Below are 26,015 nucleotides of genomic sequence, written 5' to 3'. Positions count from 1 at the left end.
TTTTAGAAATTAAAGTTGACACCAATAGAATAAGTAGAGATATTAGGATAAGAAGTACCATTGTTGGTATTCAGTTCCGGATCCCATAGCTTGAACTTACTAATTGTAAATAGGTTTGTGCCCATCGCATAAATAGAAGCACCTTTCAACAGGACGGCATTTGTCCATCTTTTTGGGAGGTTCCAAGTGATCTGCAAGGACTTTAGCCGCAGGAAGCTAACATCTCTTTGCCACCAGGTGCTTGTCTTGAAGTTATTTTCATTCTTATCCGAACCATAGGCAAGACGGGGATAGAAGACGTCCTGACGCGGATTATCTTCTGTCCAGCGGTCTTTGATATTGGCATAAAGGTTACCTTCACCACCTGAACCGGAGAAAGGCTGTATTCCCAGTCCACTTAAACATCTGTCCGCTTGCGCCACTCCTTGGAAAAGGGTACTAATAGCAAAATTTTTATATTGGAGATTGAAACCAAAACCATAAACGATAGAAGGTACATCACCGCGTCCTATCTTCGTTTCGTCATAAACGTCAATTTGTCCGTCACCGTTCAAATCACGATATTTGATATCACCCGCATAAACAGTACCGTATTGTTTTGGGAAAGGCCGCGCTGTGTTCTCTTTTTCCACAGCGGACAGTGCTTCCCATGCGTTGATCTGATCGATTTCAGCTTGTGTATAGAGTCCGTCAGCTATCAATCCCCAACGTGACAGGGTGCTGTGTCCTCTCCTGTCCATCCACGGATATTGCTGGGTGGGCTGGTCATTCTCTATCACTTCGTTCTTGGCGTACGTAAAGTTACCACGGAGAGAAAGTGCCCAGTTCTTGTTGAACCGCTTATTGTATTCCAGGTCAATCTCAATACCTTTATTGTCTACGACTCCAAGATTACCAACAGGGGTAGAAGTAATTCCGATAAAACCGGGTACTGCTCCACGGTCGAGGAAGATGCCGGTGCGGTGCTCTTTGTAGAGGTCAACAACTAATGAAAGGTCATCGTTCAGGAATTTAAGGTCGAAACCTAAATCCTGTTTGTGGGATTTTTCCCAAGTCACTTTTACGGCTTCGTTCTTCACTTTATAGCCATCCACTTTGCGGCGATCAGTACCGAAGGTATAACCGTAATTGCCCGAATATTCGAGTGCTTCCATATACAGGAATCGGTTGGGTGTTGCTTGGTTACCAATCATACCGTTGGTGTAACGGACTTTAAAGAAAGAAATGACGGATTGCAGAGGTTTCCAAAACTTCTCGTTGGAGAGTACCCACCCCACTCCGAAAGCAGGGAAGACTCCGTAACGGTTGGACGGGTCGAAGTTTTCGGATCCGTTGATACCAATATTAAATTCTGCGAAGTAGCGGTCGTCCCATGAATAGGTGGCACGTCCGGCAAAACCACGAGAACGGTAAGGAAGTCCAGCTATCAGGTCGATGCCTTCGGTCGTTATCACTTTATCTTCCTGATTGAATAGAAACAGTCCGCCTACACGGTGTTTTCCAAATGTACGGGAGTAATTCAGCGATGCTTCTAAGTAATATTTTCTGTTACCAGAGCTTTCAACAGCAAAATCCAATGTCTTTGATCCTTCATAAGTTTGCGACAAAATGGGAAATCCGTGTTTGTCGTAAGGATTATTTTTATCCGCCCAGTAATAGGTGGATTCCCTTTTCTTTTGTTTCACAGTACGTGAATTATAAGTATCGAAAGCAAACATACCTGTCAAACTCAATCCTTTTGTGATAAATCCCAAGTCTTGGGTTAAACGGAGGTTAGAGTAAATTTGACTGTCGGTAACAGTTCGAAACCCTCTTTTCGTAGCACCGACATAGGGATTATTAAATCCACTATTAGGTTGATTGTAAGGGATATAATCTTTTCCGTTAACATAGAACATGACAGGATAATCTACAGGTGAAGTAGTCATGGCTACGCGAAATATATCAGAAGTAGATTCGTAAGGCTTCTTACCTTCGCCCAAATAACCTGACGCACCTATATCCAATTTGGTAGTCGGAGTAACATTAATATTCAGGTTGGTAGTGAAGTTATAACGAGTATATCCAATCTTTGAATCATAAGATTCATTTGGATCTGTCTTTATCAACCCTTTTTCGTTATAGTAGCTTGCCGACGCATAGTAGTTCACATTTTGTCCACCACCTCTCACGTTAATATTGGCACGACGGTTGTGTCCAAGGTCATCAAAGACTTCATTCATCCAGTCTACGTTAGGATAGAGCACTGGGTCGGTTCCCAAACGAGTGTTTATAACCTCAGCTTCAGAATAAATAGGTTCGGAGCCACGATTTCTACGAGCCTCGTTCACAGCTTCCATATAAGAAGCTCCATCAGCCAGTTTTGGAATTTTAGTAAGCCGTGTCACACTTTCATAATAGTCAACACTGACAGAAGGTTTTCCGGCAATACCAGGTTTTGTCTTAATCAGGATTACTCCGTTAGCTCCCCGTACTCCATAGACAGCGGTAGCTGAAGCATCTTTTAGAACGGTGAAAGATTCTATATCCTCCGGGTCTATATTGTTGAAGGAACGTTCTACTCCATCAACCAAGACTAAAGGAGAAGAACTTCCCATCGTAGAAATACCACGTATCCAAATATCGGCATTATCCTTGCCCGGTTCACCTGAACGTTGTACGGCCACTACTCCAGCAAGACGCCCTGCCAATGAAGTACTCAAGCTGGCAGTAGGCTGTTTTATATCACCCAATTTCAAATTGGATTGAGAGCCAATGGTACTAATACGACGCTGGCTACCATACCCCACTACTACCACTTCTTCAAGTTCTGATTTCGATTCTTTCAGTGTTACGTCTATTACTGTATTAGAACCAACGATTACTTCCTGACTATCGAAACCAACATAAGAGAATTTCAATGTTGAACGACTATTCTTCACTGTTAATGAATAGGTTCCTTCGATTCCGGTGAGTGTACCATTCTGTGCCCCCACTTCCATAATATTAACTCCTACCAAAAGCTCGCCTTTTTCATCGACTACACGACCTGTTATTTTTTTGGAAGATTGTGCAAATGTCATGGCACACAGGTGAATAAGTATGAATGCAAACGCTAATCTTGTATTTTTCATATTTTCTTTAATTACAATAGTTCTACACTCTCTATTTCTGAATAAGCGGAAGATTGACTGCAATGGATACCGCTGTAGAAGTTCCCCAAGGATCATTACTGTAGCGCACATCTTTATCGTTTGCTTTATACACAAAGTTTTCGGCAGACTTTTCTTCCCACACTGTCCATATGATACCTTTCGAATTTCGGTTATTGTAAGCTTGCAAAGCACTTGCTTCCATCCACGGAAGATATTGGGTATCGTTCATTATGTTAATGTACGAACGCAGATATCTCATCAATATTCCTTTAAATCCACGACGGTCATTGTCCGAACGTTCGTCCGGTGCATTCAGTATTCCATTATCATCGCTGAAATGTTCTACAGTATAACGGGCTGTCTTCTGTGCATTAGTTTTGTACAATGCATCTTTATAGTGTTGATACAGCATGAGGGAAGCACCTAGAAAAGTTCCTTGATTGTAGGTTGAAGCCCATTTCCAAGGAGAAAGACTGGTGAGTGTTACGCAGTCGTACACCATACCGGTAGAAGATTCATAAAGATAGATTGACTGTTTTTCATACAAGTTTTTTGCCTTTTCATAATAGGTTTCATCTCCCGTAGCTTGTGCGAGATAACAAGATGCAACCATTGCCGGACAGTTAATACAAGAATTGGTTTTATCGCGTTCAGCTTCTTTTTCACACCAACGCAATACTCCTTCGGGTAACATTAAAGCTCTTGCATACATCTGGTCAAAATTTTCCTTGGCTACATCAAGATATTCTTGCGTTCCAAATAGCAGATAGGCCCGTACACAAGCAATTACCATCCAAGTAATGTCATCATTGAAGGGATTATATAACCAATTCTTCTGGTTTTCGTCTACAAAATTGATGTACAGTTGGTGAAACATTTCTTTGTATGAAGGATCTTGAGTGGTTTCGTAAGCATCCAACACAATTTCAAACATTTCAGCGTCCTGCCATTGGTGGCTGGCGTTGTTCAATCGTTCAGCATCGCTCAAGGTGTAGCCTGCATTATTTTGCGACTTTTTATAGTATTGTGCTTTCCAGGAACGAACAATTTCGTCACGCATCACCGAAGTGAATTTATTGGGCACTTCCTGCACTCTTTCCAATTTCCATATCTGCTTATCGGCTTGCTCACCGGTTCTTTTGATATAGGACTGTATGTTTGTACCATCCTCACCGTCTCCTATTTCCAAATAGAGCCTTTCACCACTAGCAAGAGAAGAAGGACTTATGTAATAGCAATCCGATCCGGCTTGCTCCGCTTTGGTTATTGTGTATTTATAAGTATAATCATTCTCTTTCCCATATTGGCGCAAGCGTGCACCCAAGGAAACAGGTGATTGTATGTGTACAGACTTGCCCGTGTATACGTTCGTCAGGTAAAAGTACACTCCAGTAGGATCTTTGGTTAGACGCCAACGTTGGGCATTCACTTTCGTATCAGTCCAAGCCACAATTTCTGTTCCCTCATCAAAAGAAGCGTTCCGAACGAACATACTTCTAGTTTCATCGGAATAAGGAGATATTTTATAAACAGCTCCTGAAATAAGATCCGATGCCTGCGCTTCCTCTACCAGAGAAGATACTTCGCTAGCTGAGCATCCGGCCAACATAGTCATGGCACTTAAAGCCCACAATGTGATTTTCTTCATTATTCATTCTATTAAAGTTAAACATATCTATTTTTTTAATCAGTGAGAAGTGGAAGTCAGAGGTTCGGCAGAAGGTGGGGCTGCATCCAATGCAGCTCCCCATAACCTGTTTGCCTTGTTACCCATTACTAATTCTAACTTTCCACCTTTAATTATATCTTTATGTTCGAACCACGGTTTATTCCACGGTTTACCGTTAAGCATTGCAGACTGAATGTATTTGTTCTCGTCCGAACAGTTTTCAGCTATGATTTCAAAGGTTTTCCCATTACCTAATGCTATCCTTACATGATTAAATAATGGGGAACCTATATTATAGGTTGGCGAGCCTGGCGTGACTGGATAAAAACCCATTGCTGAAAATACGACAAATGCACTCATTCCGCCACCATCTTCATCACCTGGTACTCCCATCAAGTCGTTACGAAACCATTGTTTCATCAAAGAACGGATTCTTTTTTGAGTCATCCAAGGTTGGCCAGCATAATTATAAAGGTAGGGAATATGCAGGCAAGGTTCGTTTGCCATTGAGAATTGCCCTACGTTTCCCGTATGATCCGGGAGATGAGAATAGAAAGAGAATTTAGCTTCGCCTATTGGTTCTCTGAAAGTCTGATTCAGGTTATCTATAAATTTCTCGCGTCCACCCATCAGCGCGATCAAATCTGCCGGGTTGTGCTGTACATCCCAGCGGTAGATCCAGCCATTATTTTCTCCATAGTAGTCACGTGCTCCCATGCCACCGGAGAAGCGGTAGTCAAAAGGGTAAATAAAGTCTCCTTTGCTGTCCCGGGGGTGGAAAAATCCGGTTTCAGCATTATATACATTGCGGTAGGAATAGGCAATTTTCATAAATTGCTCGTATTCGTCATTGTATCCGAATGTATGTGCTATTTGTGCCAGACACCAAGTATCGTAACAATTGCCAAGCATGACAGAGATAGCTTGGCGACGTTCGAAACCATGTACACCCAAACATGTTTCTTTTTCACCCGGATGGAGTGCGGGGAAGTATCCGTATTGCTGATAGAAAGAATCGAGTTCCGTTAACGGACCTTTCTGCCAAGGTAACAGGGTTTTCTCTGTAATGGCGCCCTTACATGCTTTGTATGCTTGTTCTAAATCAATATCTGTGATTCCCTTGCAGTAAGCATCCCATATAGTAGCTACTGCATGATTTCCGTTCATACGATGGCTGTCACCCGTTATTTCAGGAAAGGTGGGCATCCATCCGTTGGGCGATTGCTGTGCCATACGGATAAAAGAGCTGACCATCGCACGTTCTTTTTCCGGTTCGATAAGAATCCGTAAAGGGTGCACAGCACGATATGTATCCCAAATCCAGTCATCTGTATAAAAAGGAGTTCCGCCGTCCATATGTATTTGATTGTCAAAAGCGCTATAATAAGATCCATCTTCAGATATGTTAATCATACGTTCGTAAGTCCGGTATAGCGAGGTGTAAAATATTACTTTTTGATCATCTGTCCCACCTTTTATTTCTATTTTTCCCAAAGTTTCGTTCCATATCTTTCGTCCGGTTTCTGCTACCTTACCTATATCGTACGTGTGGATTTCACGGCGAAGATTTTTCTTTGCTTGTTCTACACTGATAAATGAAATACCGTATCGCAAAGTGATCTCTTTACAGGAGCCGTAGTCAAGGATTATGGCTGCATTTTTTCCGTCCACCCGTTGACAGGCAGAATTCATCATCCCATCTTGCAAACCGCCTTTAGAAATAGCCTCACAGTCTGATTCCATAAAAAGGTAGATCGCTGTTTTATCATCCAAATACTGACAACCTCCTATTCCTTCATTATCTATGAACAAATAACCGTTTCGCGTATTCAACACAATCTGGCTGTTAGCTATTCCTTCGTAAGTAAAGGTATAAATACCGGATTGGTAAGAAGGGACAAAATTAACTAGAATATTATTTTCATCGAGATAAACCTGATAATGATAGGGGGATATTTTTTCTCTGTCGTAAGAATAGTCCTGCACAGGAGGAATTTCTTTATTCAGCCCGCAGACAGGGCTCAAATTGAATGCTGAAGCCCCGCGATGACTTGTCACTGCAACCGGAAGTCCATAGCATAAATCGGAAGTGAAGTCTTTCCGTTCAGGATATACACGCAACATTCCATTAGGCAAGTGGACTGTCGGGTAAGTGGGAAACAATAAATGACTGATATTTCCCATATAAGGGTTTACATAATCTACCGGCTCCATCTTCTCCTTTGCGTAAGAAACAGACCCCAAAATAAAGAAAGAGAATACTCCAATAATCAACGCTGTCTTTCGTATGCTTTTCATTCTATTATATTATTTATAAAATTGATAAGCAAAAGTAATATCAGCGTCTTAATCAGGTATTAATCACGACTTAACAGTTTAGGATAAAAAAATACAAAACCACACAAGTATCTAAAAAACAACAGTTTAACTAGGAATAAATTATTTTAAAAAAAAAGATAGAAGCTTTCTGTACATAAAGTTTCCACCTTTCCTTTTTATTATAATTTATTTCTGTTAATTATCTGTTATGTCAGTATAATCAAAATCAGGTTTTGTTCCAAGTACTCGAATATATTCTGTGCAGAAATTTTCATAACATTGTTTTGCCAACCCTTTTTTACCTAAATGATAAAGAGCATAACACTTGTTTTGTATGGCAGTTTCATCTGTCGAATCACAGCTTAACATTGTTTCTGATAACTTTAATAAAAGCATCAAGTCCTTTCTCTCTTTTACAAACTCATAAGCATTCAATAACACATCTGATAATAAAATCAGATACTCCGACTTAAATTTATCTGCCCATTCTTCCGTGATATCAGGTAACAGTTCTCCTCTACTGCCTAATTCTGCAATTTTATTTAATAAGTCTACGTTTATTGCACTTCCTTCCTTTAGCATTTTCAATAAGTCACAAATCTCAATATAATCACAATTCACAGATGAATCTATTGTCATATACCAATAACTATTCTTATAGGAAATATTAATTCCGCCAATTTCCTTTAATAATAATCGGAGTTTACTTATATTCACATTTCTGTTGTTTGTGGCATTACTCTTGTCCATATCCGACCAAAATATTTCATTTAGTTGTTCCGAGGTTATGCCATTAGCATTTTTATAGGAATATAACAGCATATATACAAATAAACTACGCAATATAAGAGTGAATCGAGAAGTTATATCATGTCTTTCCGAATCATTTACCTGAAAACCTCCCAATAAACGAATAAAAGAAGGCTGGGTTAATTCTTTTTCCTTCACTTCTACAGTATGAGATAAGTTTTCATCTCTTCTTGTAACATTTTTCTGCTTTCGCTTCCATAATATAACTAAAACTGTCAATACTCCCACAATTCCAATAATCAAAATCAACCATATCCAACCTATTGAATGTTTTTCAGGGACAGATTGAAGCACATCTGACAAGCGCAAGACAGGATATCCCAATGTATATACCTCGACACAAGTTTTTCCAATACCATCCTGATATGCTAAAACAGTAACTAATTCAGCGGTACCCTGATTATAAAACAAGGTACAATAAGAACTGGTATCATGAAACTGATATGGTATGGAGTCTGCCATATATATTCGATCTGGCCTTTCAATTCCAAAGCGGTTCAATCTGATTTGAGAAAACGCTCGATCATTAGCAAAAGAAAGTGCATAGATATGCTCTTTATCACGATCTACTACCATTGCGTTTCCAAATGCTTCCATCTTTTCATTAGAAAAGCCCCACAATTTCCGACTACTCATCTTCTCAACATCTATGCAGTGAAGATCATAATAATTTTCAGGGTTCCCTTCTTGTTTTCCAGACTTGCTACCATATCCTCCTAACAATAAAACCTTGCTTTCTCCTAAATATCCCATTGCTGCTAAATAACGAGGTTCAATCAGATGAGAAAGATCTTTTTGCTGCCAAGATATTGAATCGATGGAATGTATAAACAAGACCGAACTATAACGATAAAATCCATAGCCGCCGAAAAGTATAACTTGTTCCAAATCGGGCACATAACAGCTGCTATGATGCAAATATGAAAGAAGTACATCGGGAATCGCTCTTTCCCATTCATTTTTTTCAAAACTATAACGATTCAACCGTTCTTGTTCTGCACTATAGGAAATCAGTTCATCATGTACCGAATCATATACTAAACTGGAAGCAGCTGTAAAGTAAGGATGCCCAGTATTTACAATAATAGTGTCTAATCGTTCCCGCTCTATGGAATATTGGTAAATAGTATCTTTTAAAGCTATAAACAAGCCTCCGTCTGTCGGACGTTGATATGGAGTAAATTGAAGAGAACTCCCCGGTATAATAAACGAAGTTTTTTTTCTCCACCGAATATGATGGTCTATTTCCCAAATACCATTCCGTACTATCGCCCGAGAAGATTTGACTTCATCATAGACTTCATTATCTCCATGTTGCAACAGAGTCCATTTTTTCAAGAGTTCTCCTTGCCGATCTAAAATCCTTACATTACGCAAGTTCATCGGAGCCACATCTGTACTTGGAAAAGATTGCCCAGTATGTAACCCAAAAGTTATACGAACATTATTCAATTGTGGCAGCTCTATGGGGATACTCCATTCTTTTTCGTTTAGAATACAAGTAATAAATTGCTTTTTATAGTTTAATCTAAGTTCCACTTGAAACCAATCCGAACTATTGAATCTAGGAATCGAATCTAATTGTGATATATCTACCAAACTTTGATTTCCCCTCATCAAAAATAATTGGCTGTGAGTCCACCCTTTGTTGGACAACAAGTCAATATTTAATGTGTCATTTAAAATAATACGAACAATATAGCCATAATTGTGCTCTTCATTGCGCAAATGAACATCAAAACTCAATGAAAAACCATCACGAAAAGAAAATGGAGCTTCCGGAGTCAAGTTTAACTCCGTCCGTTTTTCCGGGATTACTCTGTGAGCCTGAAAGAAGAGTCCTGTATTTGCCCTGACAGTATTATGCAGAGTATTAGATAACAAAAATAACAGTAATATATAAACGATTGCACTTTTATTATTCATAGACTTTTATTATAGGAGAAACAAAAATATAGAATTATTCGATATTAAATGTTAAATTCTTTTTTTTTCAGAATAACCATACCAAATTTTATGTTTTTGGATTATGCACACCATGAAATAAATTAGCTGGTTTTCTTACCTTTAAAGTTACTATAAATTAAAACTAGCCGCTTAGGAATACCTATACAAATATTAGGTAGTTCAATACAAAACACGTAAATTTGTGCCTCGAATTAGAACATAACAGTATAAATCACTATAAATAAAAACTTTATCACTATGGAGTACAATTTCAGAGAAATTGAAAAGAAGTGGCAGAAAAGGTGGGTAGAAGAGAAAACCTACCAAGTTACGGAAGATGATTCGAAGCAAAAATTTTATGTACTAAACATGTTTCCTTACCCATCAGGAGCTGGTCTACACGTAGGTCATCCGCTGGGATACATTGCTTCGGATATTTACGCCCGTTACAAACGACTGCAGGGCTTCAATGTACTCAACCCAATGGGATATGACGCTTACGGTTTGCCGGCAGAACAATATGCTATCCAGACCGGACAGCATCCTGCTATCACTACCGTTAACAATATCGACCGCTACCGCGAGCAGTTGGACAAAATAGGTTTCTCTTTCGACTGGAACCGTGAAATCCGTACTTGCGACCCGGAATATTATCATTGGACCCAATGGGCCTTCCAAAAAATGTTCAACAGCTATTATTGTAACGATGAACAGGAAGCCCGTCCTATCGAAGAACTGGAAAAAGCCTTCGCCATCTACGGAAACGAAGGACTCAATGCCGCTTGCAGCGAAGATATCAGCTTTACTGCCGAAGAGTGGAACGCCAAAAGCGAAAAAGAAAAGCAGGAAATCCTGATGAACTATCGTATCGCTTATCTGGGTGAAACAATGGTAAACTGGTGTGCCGAATTAGGAACTGTACTGGCTAACGACGAGGTAGTAGACGGAGTCAGCGAACGTGGCGGTTTTCCTGTTATCCAGAAGAAAATGCGCCAATGGTGTCTGCGTGTATCCGCTTACGCACAACGCTTGCTTGATGGATTGGACACGATCGAATGGACAGATTCTCTGAAAGAAACCCAAAGAAACTGGATCGGACGTTCGGAAGGTGCTGAAGTGCAATTCAAAGTAAAAGACAGTGACCTCGAATTCACTATTTTCACCACTCGTGCAGATACCATGTTCGGTGTTACCTTTATGGTATTGGCTCCGGAAAGTGAATTGGTGGCACAGTTAACGACTCCTGAACAAAAAGCAGAAGTAGACGCTTACCTCGATCGTACCAAAAAACGTACGGAACGCGAACGTATTGCCGACCGTAGTGTTACCGGTGTGTTCAGTGGTTCGTATGCTATTAATCCGTTCACAGGTGAAGCAGTACCTGTATGGATCAGCGATTACGTACTGGCCGGATACGGAACAGGAGCTATTATGGCTGTACCTGCTCATGATAGCCGCGACTATGCATTTGCCAAACATTTCGGATTAGAAATCCGTCCGTTGGTAGAAGGCTGTGATGTAAGCGAAGAAAGTTTCGATGCAAAAGAAGGCATTGTTTGCAACTCTCCGCGTCTTGATGTCACTCCTTACTGTGATCTTTCATTGAACGGACTGACCATCAAAGAAGCGATAGAGACAACCAAGAAATATGTAAAAGAGCACAATCTGGGCCGTGTGAAAGTGAACTACCGTCTGCGTGACGCTATTTTCTCTCGCCAACGTTACTGGGGTGAGCCGTTCCCTGTTTACTACAAAGACGGAATGCCCTATATGATTGACGAAGCCAGCCTGCCGCTGGAACTTCCGGAAGTCGCTAAATTCCTGCCTACCGAAACAGGTGAGCCTCCATTGGGACACGCAACTAAATGGGCTTGGGATACAGTAAACAAATGTGTCGTAGAAAATGAGAAGATCGACCATGTAACCGTCTTCCCGCTGGAACTGAACACCATGCCGGGATTCGCCGGTTCTTCGGCTTACTATCTCCGCTACATGGACCCGCATAATCATCAGGCATTAGTTGATCCGAAAATTGACCAGTACTGGAAAAATGTAGACCTATATGTAGGTGGTACCGAACATGCAACAGGTCACTTGATTTATTCTCGTTTCTGGAATAAATTCCTGTATGACATGGGTGTGTCTGTAATGGAAGAGCCATTTCAAAAGTTAGTAAACCAAGGAATGATTCAAGGTCGCAGTAACTTTGTATATCGTATCAAAGACACCAATACTTTCGTTTCACTGAACTTGAAAGATCAGTACGAAGTTACTCCTATCCATGTGGATGTAAATATCGTATCCAATGATGTTTTGGATTTGGAAGCATTCAAAGCATGGCGTCCTGAATATAAAACAGCCAAATTTATCCTCGAAGACGGAAAATATGTCTGCGGATGGGCAGTTGAAAAGATGAGTAAATCTATGTTCAATGTAGTCAATCCGGATATGATTGTTGAGAAATACGGTGCAGATACACTTCGTATGTACGAAATGTTCCTCGGCCCGGTAGAACAGTCTAAACCGTGGGATACAAACGGAATCGACGGTGTACACCGTTTTATCCGTAAATTCTGGTCGTTGTTCTACAGCCGTACAGACGAATATCTGGTGACAGACGAACCTGCAACAAAAGAAGAATTGAAGAGCCTTCATAAATTAATCAAGAAGGTGACTGGTGATATTGAACAGTTCTCTTACAATACATCTATCAGCGCATTCATGATTTGCGTAAACGAACTCTTCAACCTGAAATGTAGCAAAAAAGAGATTCTGGAACAGCTCGTTATCACTCTCGCTCCTTTCGCTCCGCATGTCTGCGAAGAGTTGTGGGATGTATTGGGACACGAAACTTCCGTATGCGACGCCCAATGGCCTGTATACAACGAAGAATATCTGAAAGAAGATACTATCAACTATACCATCTCTTTCAACGGAAAGGCACGTTTCAATATGGAATTTGCAGCAGATGAAGCTTCGGACGCTATCCAAGCCGCAGTATTGGCAGACGAACGTTCACAGAAGTGGATTGATGGCAAGACTCCGAAAAAGATCATCGTCGTTCCGAAAAAGATTGTAAACGTTGTAATTTAAAGTATTAAGTATAAAACAATAAGTATTAAGTAATAAGTATTAAGTATTAACCTGGCGGATATATTTGGAAAACGACTACGGATAATACTTAATACTTATTACTTAATACTTGAACTTAAAATCCATGCATAAACTGACAAAAGCGGAAATAATGAGAGAAGTGAAAGATTATATCTACATCACTCTCGGATTGATAAGCTATTCTTTGGGATGGGCTGCATTCCTGTTACCTTATCAGATAACTACCGGAGGAACTACCGGTATCGGGGCTATTATCTATTATGCAACAGGATTCCCAATCCAATGGTCATACTTCATTATCAATGCAGTTCTGATGACCTTTGCCATTCGGATATTGGGTCCGAAATTCAGTATAAAAACGACTTATGCTATTTTTACGCTGACTTTCCTGCTTTGGTTATTCCAGTTGGTGGTGAACAATTATATAGAAGCGCCGGATATGACGCCAGACGGTAAGCCTCTGTTGCTTGGTACAGGACAGGACTTTATGGCTTGTATTATCGGTGCAGCCATGTGTGGTGTAGGTCTGGGCATCACTTTCAACTACAACGGAAGTACGGGTGGAACAGATATTATCGCTGCTGTTGTTAATAAATACAGAGATGTATCACTCGGACGAATGATTATGATCTGTGATGTATTCATTATCGGTTCCTGTTACTTTATATTTCATGATTGGCGCCGGGTTATTTTCGGCTTTGTCACCTTGTTTATCATTGGTGTTGTGCTCGACTGGATTATCAACAGTGCCCGTCAATCGGTTCAATTCTTCATCTTCTCCAAGAAATATGATGAAATAGCCGACCGTATCATTAAAGACGCCGACCGGGGAGTAACGGTACTCGACGGTACGGGATGGTACAGTAAAAACAATGTGAAAGTATTGGTAGTACTTGCCAAGAAACGTCAGTCACTCGAAATTTTCCGTTTGGTAAAACGCATTGATCCGAATGCTTTTATCTCTCAAAGTTCCGTTATCGGTGTGTATGGCGAAGGATTCGATAAGCTGAAAGTGAAATAAGAACCGGTTGATAAGTAGTGAACAACCCTGTTAAAACAAAAAATAAGATGATGAAACGCAAACTTGTATTTGCTACCAATAATGCTCATAAACTGGAAGAAGTGGCCGCTATCCTGGGAGATCAAGTAGAATTATTAAGTCTCAATGATATCGGTTGCCAAACGGATATTCCCGAAACTGCTGAAACACTGGAAGGAAATGCGTTATTAAAATCTTCCTATATCTACAAAAACTATCATCTGGATTGTTTTGCCGATGATACGGGATTGGAAGTGGAAGCCTTGAACGGAGCTCCCGGAGTCTATTCCGCCCGCTATGCAGGAGGTGAAGGACACGACGCCCAGGCTAATATGCTCAAACTTCTTCACGAACTGGACGGAAAGGAAAACCGTAAAGCACAATTCCGCACCGCTATTTCGTTGATACTGGACGGAAAGGAGTATCTCTTTGAAGGAGTGATAAAAGGCGAAATAATCAAAGAAAAACGTGGTGATTCCGGATTTGGCTACGATCCTGTATTCATGCCTGAAGGTTACGACCGGACTTTTGCCGAATTGGGAAATGATATAAAAAACCAAATCAGCCATCGTGCACTGGCTGTACAGAAACTTTGTGAGTTTCTGCAAAGCTGATTATACATACCCACTTAAAATATAAAACACAATGAAGAAAATTACTTTATTTACTTTACTTACGCTCCTATTGTGTACTTCGTGTGTAACAAAAAAGAAGTTCATGCTTGCAGAGATGGCAGCCACCGCAAGCAAAGACAGTCTGCAAGGGTTGTTGAATAACTCCCGCGAAGTTGGTAACCAACTATCGGCACAAGTCAAAAACCTCTTGCGTGATACGACCAAGATGGGGAACAGTATCCGCCAGTATCAGAGTATGTTGAATGTCAACATGACTGAACAGGAAAAACTGAATGCGCTGTTGAGCCAAAAGAAAAATGAGCTGAACGAAAGAGAACGCACGATCAATGAATTGCAGGACATGATTAAGGCGCAGAATGATAAGGTACAAAATCTCTTGAGTAATGTAAAAGACGCATTACTTGGTTTTAGTACTGACGAACTGACCGTCCGCGAGAAAGACGGAAAAGTATATGTAGCGATGTCCGACAAATTATTATTCCAGTCAGGAAGTGCCCGCTTGGATAAACGTGGAGAGGAAGCTCTCGGCAAACTGGCCGAAGTATTGAACAAACAGACGGATATCGACGTATTTATCGAAGGACATACGGACAACAAACCGATCAATACTGTACAATTCAAAGATAACTGGGATTTGAGTGTGATCCGTGCCACTTCCGTAGTTCGTATCCTCATCAAGAATTACAACGTAAATCCTTTGCAGATTCAGCCTAGCGGCCGCGGTGAATATATGCCTGTTGATGATAACGAAACAATAGAAGGAAGAAGCAAGAATCGCCGTACGGAGATTATCATGGCTCCGAAACTGGATAAGTTGTTCCAGATGCTTCAAAGTTCGGAAGAATCCAAATAAAAAATAATTGATTCAATAATCAACAATAAAAAATCCTCTCGGTTAATAAACTGGGAGGATTTTTTTATCTTTAAAGAATTGAATTATTTTAAGACAGTTTCTAACTGTTATTCATTCAAGAACAATAATAAAAACCAAATTTCTTTATAATCCCAACTTAGCCGAAATCTCCAACATTCGTTGAATCGGCTTCACTGCCTTCTTAGCCACCTCCGGATCTACCGTAATTTCCGGTGCTTCATTCTTCAGACACTCATAGAGCTTCTCTAACGTATTCAACCGCATGAAACTACACTCGTTACATCCGCACGTACTATCGTTCGGAGGAGCAGGAATAAACGTCGTCTGCGGACACTTCTTTTGCATCTCATGCAAGATACCCGATTCAGTAGCCACAATATACATGTTTTCCGGGTGGTTCACGGCATACTTCAACAAAGCAGCTGTAGATCCTACCACATCAGCCAATTTCAAAACCGTACTCTTACATTCGGGATGTGCCAAGACCAACGCTTCCGGATGCTGCGCTTTCAATTCCACAATCTTTTCAACAGAGAACTGTTCATGCACGTGACAGGCTCCGTCCCAAAGCAACATATTCCTGTTCGTAACAGAGTTGATATAATTACCCAAATTCCTATCCGGACCAAAAATTATTTTCTCATCTTTGGGGAAGCTTTCCACGATCTGCTTCGCATTGGTGGAAGTCACCACCACATCTGTCACTGCTTTCACGGCAGCTGTCGTGTTGACGTACGAAATAACGGTGTATCCCGGGTGCTCTTTGACAAACTGTGCAAACTGATCCGCCGGACAACTGTCCGCCAACGAACAACCTGCCGCCATGTCGGGTACCAACACTTTCTTGTCCGGACAAAGCACCTTTGCCGTTTCCCCCATAAAGTGAACGCCACACATCACAATAATGTCCGCTTCCGTTTTGGCTGCCCATTGAGCCAATGCCAAACTGTCGCCAACGTAATCGGCGATGTCTTGTATTTCCCCCTTCTGGTAGTAGTGGCCCAGAATGATTGCATTCTTTTCTTTCTTTAGCTCGTTAATAGCCTTTATGAGTTCATTCATAATAATATTCTTATTTCTTTCCTTTTAAAAAAAATCCTTTGTTAGTGATGATAGCCTGTTAATAATGTTAGCAAATAAATACGATTTTTCTTGCCGGATAAGTTATTAGTCCATACTTCTGCTTTATGAGTCGGTTATGAACTGATATAAAGGGCAAGATATCCTATTCTACTTGCTTCATTATCAATGAAAGCATCGTTAAATGCCGTCAAATGGAAGTTTGCTATTAACTCCCTGTTGATAAAGTGCAAAGTTAAAAACTTTATGGATATAAACAGGCAGATAAGTGCTGAAAAATATGTTTATGTCTGTGTAGAAAGTTTTGGGTTAGTTTTTTGGAATGTTCATAATGAAGGCCTCTTATATCTTCTTTTGAATAATGCAAGAATTATTTTTCAAAATCTTTGCCGATAGTTTTGACAGGTTTTAAACCGTTATCAACACCTTGTTAACTGAAAAGAATTACCTTTGTGGACAAGAACATAATAAAAGAAAAGACGTATGCGTAAACTGAAAATAACAGAGCTGAACCGTATCAGTGCCGAAGAGTTTAAACAGGTTGAAAAACTGCCTTTGGTGGTAGTGCTGGACGATATTCGTAGTTTGCACAATATAGGTTCTGTGTTCCGTACTTCGGATGCTTTCCGTATTGAATGTATCTATCTGTGTGGTATAACAGCTACCCCACCGCACCCTGAAATGCATAAGACTGCGCTGGGTGCAGAATTCACTGTCGACTGGAAGTATGTTAATAACGCTGTTGATGCTGTTGATAACCTCAAAAACGAAGGGTATATCGTTTATTCTGTAGAACAGGCGGAAGGAAGCATCATGCTTGATGAACTCCAGCTGGATAAAACCAAGAAGTACGCTATCGTTATGGGAAACGAAGTGAAAGGGGTACAGCAGGAGGTTATTAACCATTCGGATGGCTGTATAGAGATTCCTCAATATGGTACAAAACATTCGTTGAATGTTTCTGTAACTACTGGTATTGTGATTTGGGATTTGTTCAAAAAGTTACACTAATAGTCATAATACAGGATTGGTTAATAAGTTGTTTATAACGAGTTAATAGCTTAGTTAATTCATTTATAATCAATAACTATGTTCTGTTTATAACTATATGGAGCCATGTTGATTCTATGGGTGTTGGGTAGTTATTATTATAGTTGTTGATAGTTCGTTTTCAGGCTGTTGATACTTGAGTTGTCAGGTATTAACAGCTTATATGATACATATTAATAGCTGGGAACTCAAGTATTAACTTCTGAGAAACCGGAAATTAATACCTTACAGGAAGTTTGTTAATTCTTGAAATGATAACTAGTATGGTTGAGTAGTGATCAATTGGTTATGAGGTTGATAAACTTATAAGCCGATTGATTTTAGATTTGTCCGTTCTCCACCATCAACACTACACGTTCTGTTAGTTTGTCCTCACCTTGCGGATCATATTCTTTTTTTAAACTGGCTCCGAACAATGCAGCAAAAGTCTGATAGAATCCCGCTTTGAAAGGTCCCATAAATGCTTTCACCAGTTCATAACTGGTAGAATTGCTTTGGCGGTCTATTAATTTAATCAACAGTTTCCCCTGTGCAAACGATAGTTTTTTCATTCGGGGAGTATATTGATCTTTCAATCCTTTTTCAACCCGTTTGATATGTTTTTGGCGGGCTTTCTCATTGGGCAAAGTCTGAAGATATTCGTAAGTTTCAATGATGGCCTGATTAATTTCTCTGGAGATAGGATATACCTTTTTCACATTGCGAATCAGTCGGTAATATTCCTGACGTTCCTTTTCATTTTTGAATTTCAACGGACGGAAAATATACACAGTTCTTAACTGGACACATGGAATGGTATCTCCATTGTAGATACACATCGGAACCAAATATCCATTGATGCTTTGTTTATCTTGAGCTTGCAGGCGCAACGAACAACAAACAATAGCAAACAGCGTCATTACTACTATGTTAAGCCTCTTTTTCACGATACAAAAATAGAATTAAAATTTTATTATTCAGACATTTCTCTTCGATGTTAACCTATTTAAAGTATCTTTGCGGCCTTATCTGTTAAAAAAGCAGGAAGAATAAACCATTTTATTGATGAAAACTATTCAACTTTTACGGTTGATAAGTATTATAAACAGCCTGTTAATAATTCCTGCTTGTAGTGCTCAAAACCCTTCCGAAAGTCTTTTAGAAGATGTTCTTGAAGATTTATCTGTTAATAACGGAACTGATAACTCTGTTAATACTCCTAATTGGGAAAATGAATTGGAAGAACTTTCCAATCGTATGCAGGAACCAGTTAATTTGAATGTTGCTACCCGTGAACAACTCGAACAGTTTCCTTTCCTTAGTGATATTCAGATTGAACATCTGCTGGCCTACATCTATATACACGGACAGATGAAAACCATCTATGAACTCCAACTGGTAGAAGAGATGGATAAACAAACAATCCAGTATTTACTACCTTTCGTCTGTATAAAAGCTATTAACAATGAACCTGCTTTTCGGTGGAAAAGTCTGTTGAAAAGCGCAGCAAAGTATGGAAAGAATGAACTGTTAACTCGCTTTGATATACCATTTTATAGGCGAAAAGGTTATGAACATACCTATTTAGGACCTTCTGTTTATAACTCTGTGAAATACAGTTTCCGATACAGTGACCGACTCTATGCAGGAGTCGTTGCTGAAAAAGATGCTGGAGAACCTTTTGGAGCTTTATACAATCGCTACGGCTATGATTATTATTCCTTTTATCTGTTATTAAAAGATTGTGGACGATTAAAAGCATTAGATGTTGGTAACTATCGGCTTAGTTTCGGACAAGGATTAGTGATTAATACTGATTATCTGATGGGAAAAACAATCTATGCCTCTTCTTTCAACAATCGTAGTGGCGGAATAAAGAAACACTCTTCCAGCGATGAATACAATTATTTTCGGGGAGTGGCCGCCACTGTTGCTTTATCTAAAGATTGGGATCTTTCCGGTTTCTATTCACACCGTTCATTAGATGGAGTAATCACTGACGGAGAAATCACCTCTATCTATAAAACCGGACTGCACCGAAGTCAAAAAGAAGCGGATAAAAAGAACCTATTCACCATGCAATTAACAGGTGGACACGTGAGTTATCAACACAACCGTATTCGACTGGGTATCACCGGTATTTACTACCTTTTCAACCGACCATACGAACCGGAATTAACAGGCTATTCCAAATACAATCTTCATGGAAACAACTTCTATAATCTGGGGATTGATTATGCTTACCGCTGGCATCGTTTTTCTTTTCAAGGAGAGACGGCCATCGGAAAACAAGGTTGGGCCTCTTTGAACCGTTTGCAATATTCACCGGTTCAAAACACTCAAATCATGTTGATACACCGGTTTTATTCTTATAACTATTGGGCCATGTTTGCCCATTCTTTTGGTGAAGGAAGTACGACACAAAATGAACAGGGATATTATATCGGCATGGAGACTTCTCCTTTTGCCTATTGGAAATTCTTCGCCTCATTCGATTTATTTTCTTTTCCGTGGAAAAAATACAGAGTAAATAAACCCTCTCGCGGAACAGACGGATTGCTTCAAGCCACTTTCACTCCACGCAGCCATCTATCCATGTATCTGAAGTACCGCTATAAACGCAAAGAACGGGATTGGACAGGTAGTAAAGGAACACTAACACTTCCTATTTTTCACCATCAACTTCGCTACCGTTTGAACTATTCTTTAGGAGATGTGTTAAGCAGTCGTACAACTTTAGATTATAATCATTTTCATTCTCAGGACAGAGCTGCTAATATAGGATATCAGGTTACACAAATGATATCCTCCCAACTGCCTTGGGCCAGGCTGTTTGCTGACGTTCAGGGCAGTTACTTTTTTACAGACGATTATGATTCGCGTGTATATGCTTCGGAAAGCGGATTGCTTTATATGTTTTACACACCGTCCTTCCAAGGTTGTGGATTTCGCTGCTCCGTTCGTTTCAGATATGAACTGAATAAGCACTGGTTGTTCATAACCAAGTTTGGCGAAACAGTCTATTTAGACCGGAATGAGATCGGTTCGGGCAATGATTTGATCTGTGGAAATAAAAAAGCAGATGTACAAATGCAACTGCGTATTAAGTTTTAATGTATATTTGTCTGCCAGAAATAACAGAAGAATACGATATTAAATGGATGACAGGGCTACTTTTGACAAAATGTTTAATGAATGGTATGCACAGTTTGTATATTTTGCATATTATTTTATAAATGACGCTGAGGTATGCAGAGATATCGTAAGTGATGCTTTTGAGTATTTGTGGCGTAATTATGAAAAGATAGAAGAAGCGACGGCTAAAACTTATCTTTATACAATCATTCGTACACGTTGCATTGACTATCTTCGCAAGCAAAATATCCATGAAGAATATGTAGAGTTCACTTCGCAATTAACTGATAAAATGATAGAAGTCGATTCACAACATTCTGATTCTCGTGTTTTGCGTATTCGTAAAGCTATGGAAAAGTTGACTCCTTATAATTATCATATATTGGAAGCATGCTATATTCATAATAAGAAATATAAAGAAGTGGCCGAAGAATTGAATGTAAGTGTTGCGGCTATTCATAAGAATATAGTAAAGGCTTTGCGTATTCTTCGCGAAGAATTGGGGCAAGAGGGTAACCGGAATAGACTTTAAAACGTAAATATATATATTGAATACATTATTTATGGATGAAAAGAATATAAATATAAGTAAGTCGGAAGAAGAACTCCTGGAAATTATGGAGAATCGTTCTCATATAACTGCTGATCAATTACATAATTTGAAAGAAGATGAGGAGTGCTTGCAAGCATGTTCTGATTTGGCAGAAATTGTGATAGAGATGCAGAAAAAACAAAATATGCTGGCAATTGATGTCCGGAATGAACTGGCAGATTTTCATAATAAACATTCTAAAAACGATCGAAGAAAAAATACACGCATACTGTTGTGGGCCAGTATCACAGGTGTAGCGGCAACTATTGTCATAATTTTAGTTTTGCGTGCAATGATGATTTCGTCGCAACCGGAAATCATTCAAGTGTTTCAAGCCAATCATGTTGCCCAACAAGTCACTTTACAAGTGAATGATGAGAAGGAAGTAAAGCCACTAAAAGAAGTGGTAGAATCTCTTTCGTCTTCCTCTACTGCACAGTTGTCTTCTAAAGAAATAGATTATAGTCGTGCTCTTCTTCAGACAGAAACCAAGGAAGTAGGAAAGCAGAAAGTACAGATACATAGATTAAGTATTCCCAGGGGAGAGACATTCAAAGTTGTTTTATCCGAAGGAACTGAAGTCTTCTTGAATTCAGACAGTCGATTAGCTTACCCTACGATTTTTAAAGGAAAAGAAAGAGTCGTCTCTTTGGAAGGTGAAGCTTATTTTAAAGTTACTAAAGATGCAGAACATCCTTTTATTGTAAAAAGTGGAAATCTACAGGTTCGTGTATTGGGAACGGAATTTAATGTGCGTAGTTACTCTCCTACTGATGTCCGTGTTACGCTCATTACAGGAAAAGTGGCTGTTAGCGATACTTGTGGCGTTCATACTGTTGAAATGATGCCGGGACAAAGTGCGCAACTTTCTTCTAACGGAACATTTGCTGTGAACGAGGTGGATATTGAATCATTTTTGTATTGGAAGGAAGGATTTTTCTATTTTGACGATGTTGCTCTGGTTGACATGATGAAAGAAATAGGGCGTTGGTATAATATAGATATTGAGTTCCGCAATAGCAAAATCATGGATCTTCGTATGCATTTCTTTGCAAATCGTCATCAAGACATCTTTCACTTGATTGAATTATTGAATCGAATGGAGAGAATACATGCTTATTTTGAAACAGGAAAACTAATTATCGAATAAAAAGCAAGCAAAAAGATATAAATCTGAATAGAAAAATATATTTCTGAAAAAAAACTCTTTTAAGGGTAACCATTCTTTTTTAAACTTCGTATACAATTAAAAGAATGAAATATTATTTAACTATTCAGGCTTATGAAAAAGAATCAAGCACAGAAGTTCATTGTTTTATTTTTGCTTTTCCTTTTTGCCTATTCATGGCGTGCGGAAGCACAGACAGGTAAAGAAAAGCAACTAACAATGGAGTTTAAAAATGAAGGACTACCCTCTATTTTTAAACGTTTTGAAAAAGTATCGGGGTATAAAGTTCTTTTTATTTACGATGAAATTAGTTCTTATACTTCTACCGGAAAAGTAGAGAAAGCTACAGTTGATGAGGCATTGAAAGTGATTATTGGAAAAAATCCGTTGAAATATCACATTGACGGACAATTTATCAATATCACAAAAAAGGATTCTAAAAAGGTTTTTTCACAAGTAAAAGGAAAAGTTTTTTTCGAGGAAGACGGACTTCCGGTCATTGGCGCCACTATTATAGTGGAAGCTCCTAATAATATTCGTACTATCACAGATAATAATGGTAATTTTCAGCTCTCTGACGTTCCGAAAGATAGCCGGGTCAGAATATCGTACGTAGGTTTGGAAACCCAGTTCTTGCATTCTTCAGCTTATATGTCGATAGTGATGAAAGCTGATACGAAGGCGTTGGATGAGGTAGTGGTGACAGGTATGTTCAATAGGAAGAAAGAGGGATTCACCGGTTCTGCCGTTACTATCAAGGGGAAAGATCTGAAAAAGTATAGCACGAATAATGTGGCTAAAGCGATAGCCGCTGTTGCTCCCGGGCTTCGCATCATGGATAATATCAATATGGGGTCTAATCCGAATAATCTGCCTGATATGCGTATGCGTGGCGGTGCAAATATGGATATGGCTACACAGTCTGCGGTAGATTTTAATTCTACCAGTAATGACGTATTAGCAGTTCAGGGCGAATATGAGACCTATGCCAATCAACCGCTGCTTATCATGGACGGATTTGAAATCACTATACAGACACTTGCCGATATGGATCCTGACCGTGTTGCTTCTATCGTTGTGTTGAAAGATGCGGCAGCTACGGCTATTTACGGCTCGCGTGCGGCAAATGGAGTAATTGTTATCGAAAGCAAGACTCCCAAACCCGGACGGATTTGGGTGACTTATGGTGGGGAACTTCGTATTGAAGCTCCGGATATGACCGGGTATAACTTGATGAATGCAAGAGAGAAGATAGATGCAGAGTTGCAAAGCGGACTTTATACATACGGCGGCGAAACAGTTGAAAAATGGCAGCTCTATCAATCTAAATTGCGTGAAGTGCTGGCAGGAGTAAATACTTATTGGCTGGACAAGCCTTTGCAAACAGCTTTCCAACAACGACATACAGTTACGCTGGAAGGTGGTGATGAAGCCTTACGCTATCGGATGTATGTCGGATATAATAGTTCTCCGGGTGTGATGAAAGACAGCAAACGTGATGTACTGACCGGTTCACTTGATTTTCAGTATCGTCTGAAGAAGGTGTTGTTAAAGAATAGTATTACGTTGGATAATTCGGTAGCTAATGAGTCTCCGTGGGGAAGTTTTAGTGAATATACCCGCTTGAATCCTTATCTGCGTCCGTATGGAGAGAACGGAGAAATACAAAAACGGCTTGATAATTTTGAAGGAGTGGGTGGTGAGTCGAGCTATTTGAATCCGATGTACAATACGACATTCAACAGCAAAGATCAAAGTAAAAACTTTACAGTACGTGAACTTTTCAAGGTGGAATATAATCCTACTAATGAATTACGGTTTGAAGGAGCTTTTAATTTGTCCAAAAGCGTAGGACATCGTGATATTTTTCGTCCTGCACAACATACGCTTTTTGATAATGTGACTGATCCTACCTTAAGAGGTGATTACCGCAGAAGTCAGAGCGAAGCTGTCAATTGGGGCATAGATTTAACAGGAAGCTGGAATAAGCAACTGGAAGATCACTACCTGACTGCTAATGCACGTATGAGTGTATTGGAGAATAATTCGGAGACTTATGGAAACTATGTGACTGGTTTCCCGAATGATAATATGGATAACTTGTTGTTTGGTAAGAAATATAATGAGAAGGTGACAGGAGATGAGAGGACAACGCGCTCCATTGGTTGGGTAGCTGCTGGAGGCTATTCTTATAAATATAAGTATTCGTTCGACTTTAATATACGCTTGGACGGTTCATCACAGTTTGGAAAAAATAACCGTTGGGCTCCTTTCTGGTCAACCGGATTACGTTGGGATTTGAAAAAAGAGAACTTTTTGAAAGATGTATCTTTTATTTCCGATTTTATTTTGAGGGGTACATACGGTACGACCGGTTCCCAAGGTTTTGATCCTTATCAGGCACATGGTTATTATACATATTCCAATTTACTGCTTCCTTATTACTCATCGGATGCAACAGGTTCGGAAATCTTGGCTATGCATAATGAAAGTTTAAAATGGCAGACTACAAAAAGTACTAATCTTGCCTTGGAACTCGGTTTTTTCGATCAGCGTTTTACTGCACGTGTGGAATATTATCGGAAAATAACAGATAATATGGTTGCCAATATAAGTCTTGCTCCTTCTCTTGGTTTCAGCAGTTATCCGGAAAATCTGGGAAAGATAGAGAATAAGGGTTGGGAAATTTCTCTCTCGGCTATTCCTTATAAAAACACTGCTAAACAAGCTTATTGGACAATTACAGTAAACGGTTCTCATAATACTGACAAACTATTGAAAATATCGGAAGCGATGAAATACAGAAATGATAAAAGTGCATCAGATTTAAAAGATACGCCGTTGCCACGTTATGAAGAAGGTGAATCTCTTTCCCGTATTTGGGTAGTACGTTCATTAGGTATTGATCCGGCTTCCGGAGATGAAATATTATTGAAACGTAACGGGGAGATGACGAGTGCCGTTAACTGGAGTGCGAATGATGTAGTACCTATTGGTAATACAGAACCTAAATGGCAAGGATATATTAATTCTTCCTTTACATACAGAGGTTGGGGAGCAGATGTCAGCTTCAGGTATCAGTTTGGCGGTCAGGTATATAATCAGACCTTGCTTGACAAGGTGGAAAATGCTAATTTGAAATATAATGTAGATCGACGGGTAACTCAGCTACGTTGGGCGAAACCGGGTGATAAGGCACAGTTCCGTGTTCTTAATCCTAACGGTTTGGAAACGAAAGCCACTTCCCGGTTTATAATGGATGAAAATATATTCCAGGGAAGTTCGTTGTCTGTTTACTATCGTATGGATCGTACTAATACAAAATTTATTAGTCATTGGGGATTGAGTTCCGCTAAAGTGACGTTTAATATGGAAGACTTTTTCTATTGGTCTACAGTGAAACGCGAAAGAGGTTTGTACTATCCGTATTCCCGTCAGTTTACATTTGCTTTGAATGTTGCTTTCTAATT

The 26,015-nt window shown here is 39.6% G+C and carries 15 protein-coding genes; 9 read left to right on the top strand and 6 right to left on the bottom strand.

Annotation, left to right across the window (positions count from 1 at the left end; genetic code table 11):
• Window positions 1-2 precede the first annotated feature (2 nt).
• From DW862_RS11995 to DW862_RS11980, 4 genes are all read right to left on the bottom strand, one after another.
• Window positions 3-3,113 carry a TonB-dependent receptor gene (locus DW862_RS11995; protein WP_243636483.1) on the bottom strand — a complete coding sequence of 1,037 codons (3,111 nt, stop codon included), beginning with the start codon at window positions 3,111-3,113 and terminating at the stop codon, window positions 3-5.
• Window positions 3,114-3,144: 31 nt separating this feature from the next.
• Window positions 3,145-4,782 carry a glycoside hydrolase family 76 protein gene (locus tag DW862_RS11990; protein WP_117811774.1) on the bottom strand — a complete coding sequence of 546 codons (1,638 nt, stop codon included), beginning with the start codon at window positions 4,780-4,782 and terminating at the stop codon, window positions 3,145-3,147.
• Window positions 4,783-4,821: 39 nt separating this feature from the next.
• Window positions 4,822-7,101, bottom strand: coding sequence for a GH92 family glycosyl hydrolase (locus DW862_RS11985; protein WP_117811772.1), 2,280 nt, complete (start codon window positions 7,099-7,101; stop codon window positions 4,822-4,824).
• Window positions 7,102-7,317: 216 nt separating this feature from the next.
• On the bottom strand, window positions 7,318-9,858 hold the full coding sequence (locus DW862_RS11980; protein ID WP_117811377.1) for a hypothetical protein: 2,541 nt from the start codon (window positions 9,856-9,858) through the stop codon (window positions 7,318-7,320).
• A 279-nt stretch (window positions 9,859-10,137) separates the two neighbouring features.
• On the opposite strand from DW862_RS11980, the gene leuS reads away from it, so the two are divergent.
• The 4 genes from leuS (at window position 10,138) to DW862_RS11960 (ending at window position 15,520) form a co-directional block, all read left to right on the top strand.
• Window positions 10,138-12,972: a leucine--tRNA ligase gene (gene leuS, locus DW862_RS11975; RefSeq protein ID WP_120068373.1), complete on the top strand. Its 2,835-nt coding sequence runs from the start codon at window positions 10,138-10,140 to the stop codon at window positions 12,970-12,972.
• A gap of 124 nt (window positions 12,973-13,096) precedes the next feature.
• Complete coding sequence (locus tag DW862_RS11970) at window positions 13,097-14,014, top strand: YitT family protein (RefSeq protein ID WP_120068369.1); 918 nt, start codon at window positions 13,097-13,099, stop codon at window positions 14,012-14,014.
• 50 nt (window positions 14,015-14,064) lie between these two features.
• Window positions 14,065-14,646, top strand: a complete 582-nt coding sequence (locus tag DW862_RS11965; protein WP_004314157.1) for a non-canonical purine NTP diphosphatase — start codon at window positions 14,065-14,067, stop codon at window positions 14,644-14,646.
• Window positions 14,647-14,677: 31 nt separating this feature from the next.
• Complete coding sequence (locus DW862_RS11960) at window positions 14,678-15,520, top strand: OmpA family protein (RefSeq protein WP_008641420.1); 843 nt, start codon at window positions 14,678-14,680, stop codon at window positions 15,518-15,520.
• A gap of 144 nt (window positions 15,521-15,664) precedes the next feature.
• Here the strand turns inward: DW862_RS11960 and nadA are convergent, their stop codons facing one another.
• Window positions 15,665-16,603, bottom strand: a complete 939-nt coding sequence (nadA, locus tag DW862_RS11955; RefSeq protein ID WP_004308442.1) for a quinolinate synthase NadA — start codon at window positions 16,601-16,603, stop codon at window positions 15,665-15,667.
• 501 nt (window positions 16,604-17,104) lie between these two features.
• On the opposite strand from nadA, the gene DW862_RS11945 reads away from it, so the two are divergent.
• Entirely contained in the window at window positions 17,105-17,632 is a 528-nt protein-coding gene (locus DW862_RS11945) for an RNA methyltransferase (RefSeq protein WP_004298728.1), read from the top strand.
• A gap of 359 nt (window positions 17,633-17,991) precedes the next feature.
• Here DW862_RS11945 and DW862_RS11940 read toward each other — a convergent pair whose 3' ends face one another.
• On the bottom strand, window positions 17,992-18,570 hold the full coding sequence (locus DW862_RS11940) for a DUF4294 domain-containing protein (RefSeq protein ID WP_004308443.1): 579 nt from the start codon (window positions 18,568-18,570) through the stop codon (window positions 17,992-17,994).
• A gap of 145 nt (window positions 18,571-18,715) precedes the next feature.
• On the opposite strand from DW862_RS11940, the gene DW862_RS11935 reads away from it, so the two are divergent.
• The 4 genes from DW862_RS11935 to DW862_RS11920 all read left to right on the top strand — a co-directional run bounded on the left by DW862_RS11935 (window position 18,716) and on the right by DW862_RS11920 (window position 26,013).
• Window positions 18,716-20,764 carry a helix-hairpin-helix domain-containing protein gene (locus DW862_RS11935; protein WP_120068366.1) on the top strand — a complete coding sequence of 683 codons (2,049 nt, stop codon included), beginning with the start codon at window positions 18,716-18,718 and terminating at the stop codon, window positions 20,762-20,764.
• Window positions 20,765-20,807: 43 nt separating this feature from the next.
• Window positions 20,808-21,317, top strand: coding sequence for a sigma-70 family RNA polymerase sigma factor (locus tag DW862_RS11930; protein ID WP_004298736.1), 510 nt, complete (start codon window positions 20,808-20,810; stop codon window positions 21,315-21,317).
• A gap of 31 nt (window positions 21,318-21,348) precedes the next feature.
• Window positions 21,349-22,527 (top strand): FecR family protein, encoded by a 1,179-nt coding sequence (locus tag DW862_RS11925; RefSeq protein WP_074910461.1) that lies wholly within the window; start codon window positions 21,349-21,351, stop codon window positions 22,525-22,527.
• A 132-nt stretch (window positions 22,528-22,659) separates the two neighbouring features.
• On the top strand, window positions 22,660-26,013 hold the full coding sequence (locus DW862_RS11920; protein WP_117683604.1) for a SusC/RagA family TonB-linked outer membrane protein: 3,354 nt from the start codon (window positions 22,660-22,662) through the stop codon (window positions 26,011-26,013).
• Window positions 26,014-26,015 lie beyond the last annotated feature (2 nt).

Source organism: Bacteroides sp. AM37-9 (assembly GCF_003603455.1).
GTDB classification, from domain to species: Bacteria; Bacteroidota; Bacteroidia; order Bacteroidales; family Bacteroidaceae; genus Bacteroides; species Bacteroides xylanisolvens.
This window is presented reverse-complemented; position numbering and strand designations above follow the sequence as displayed.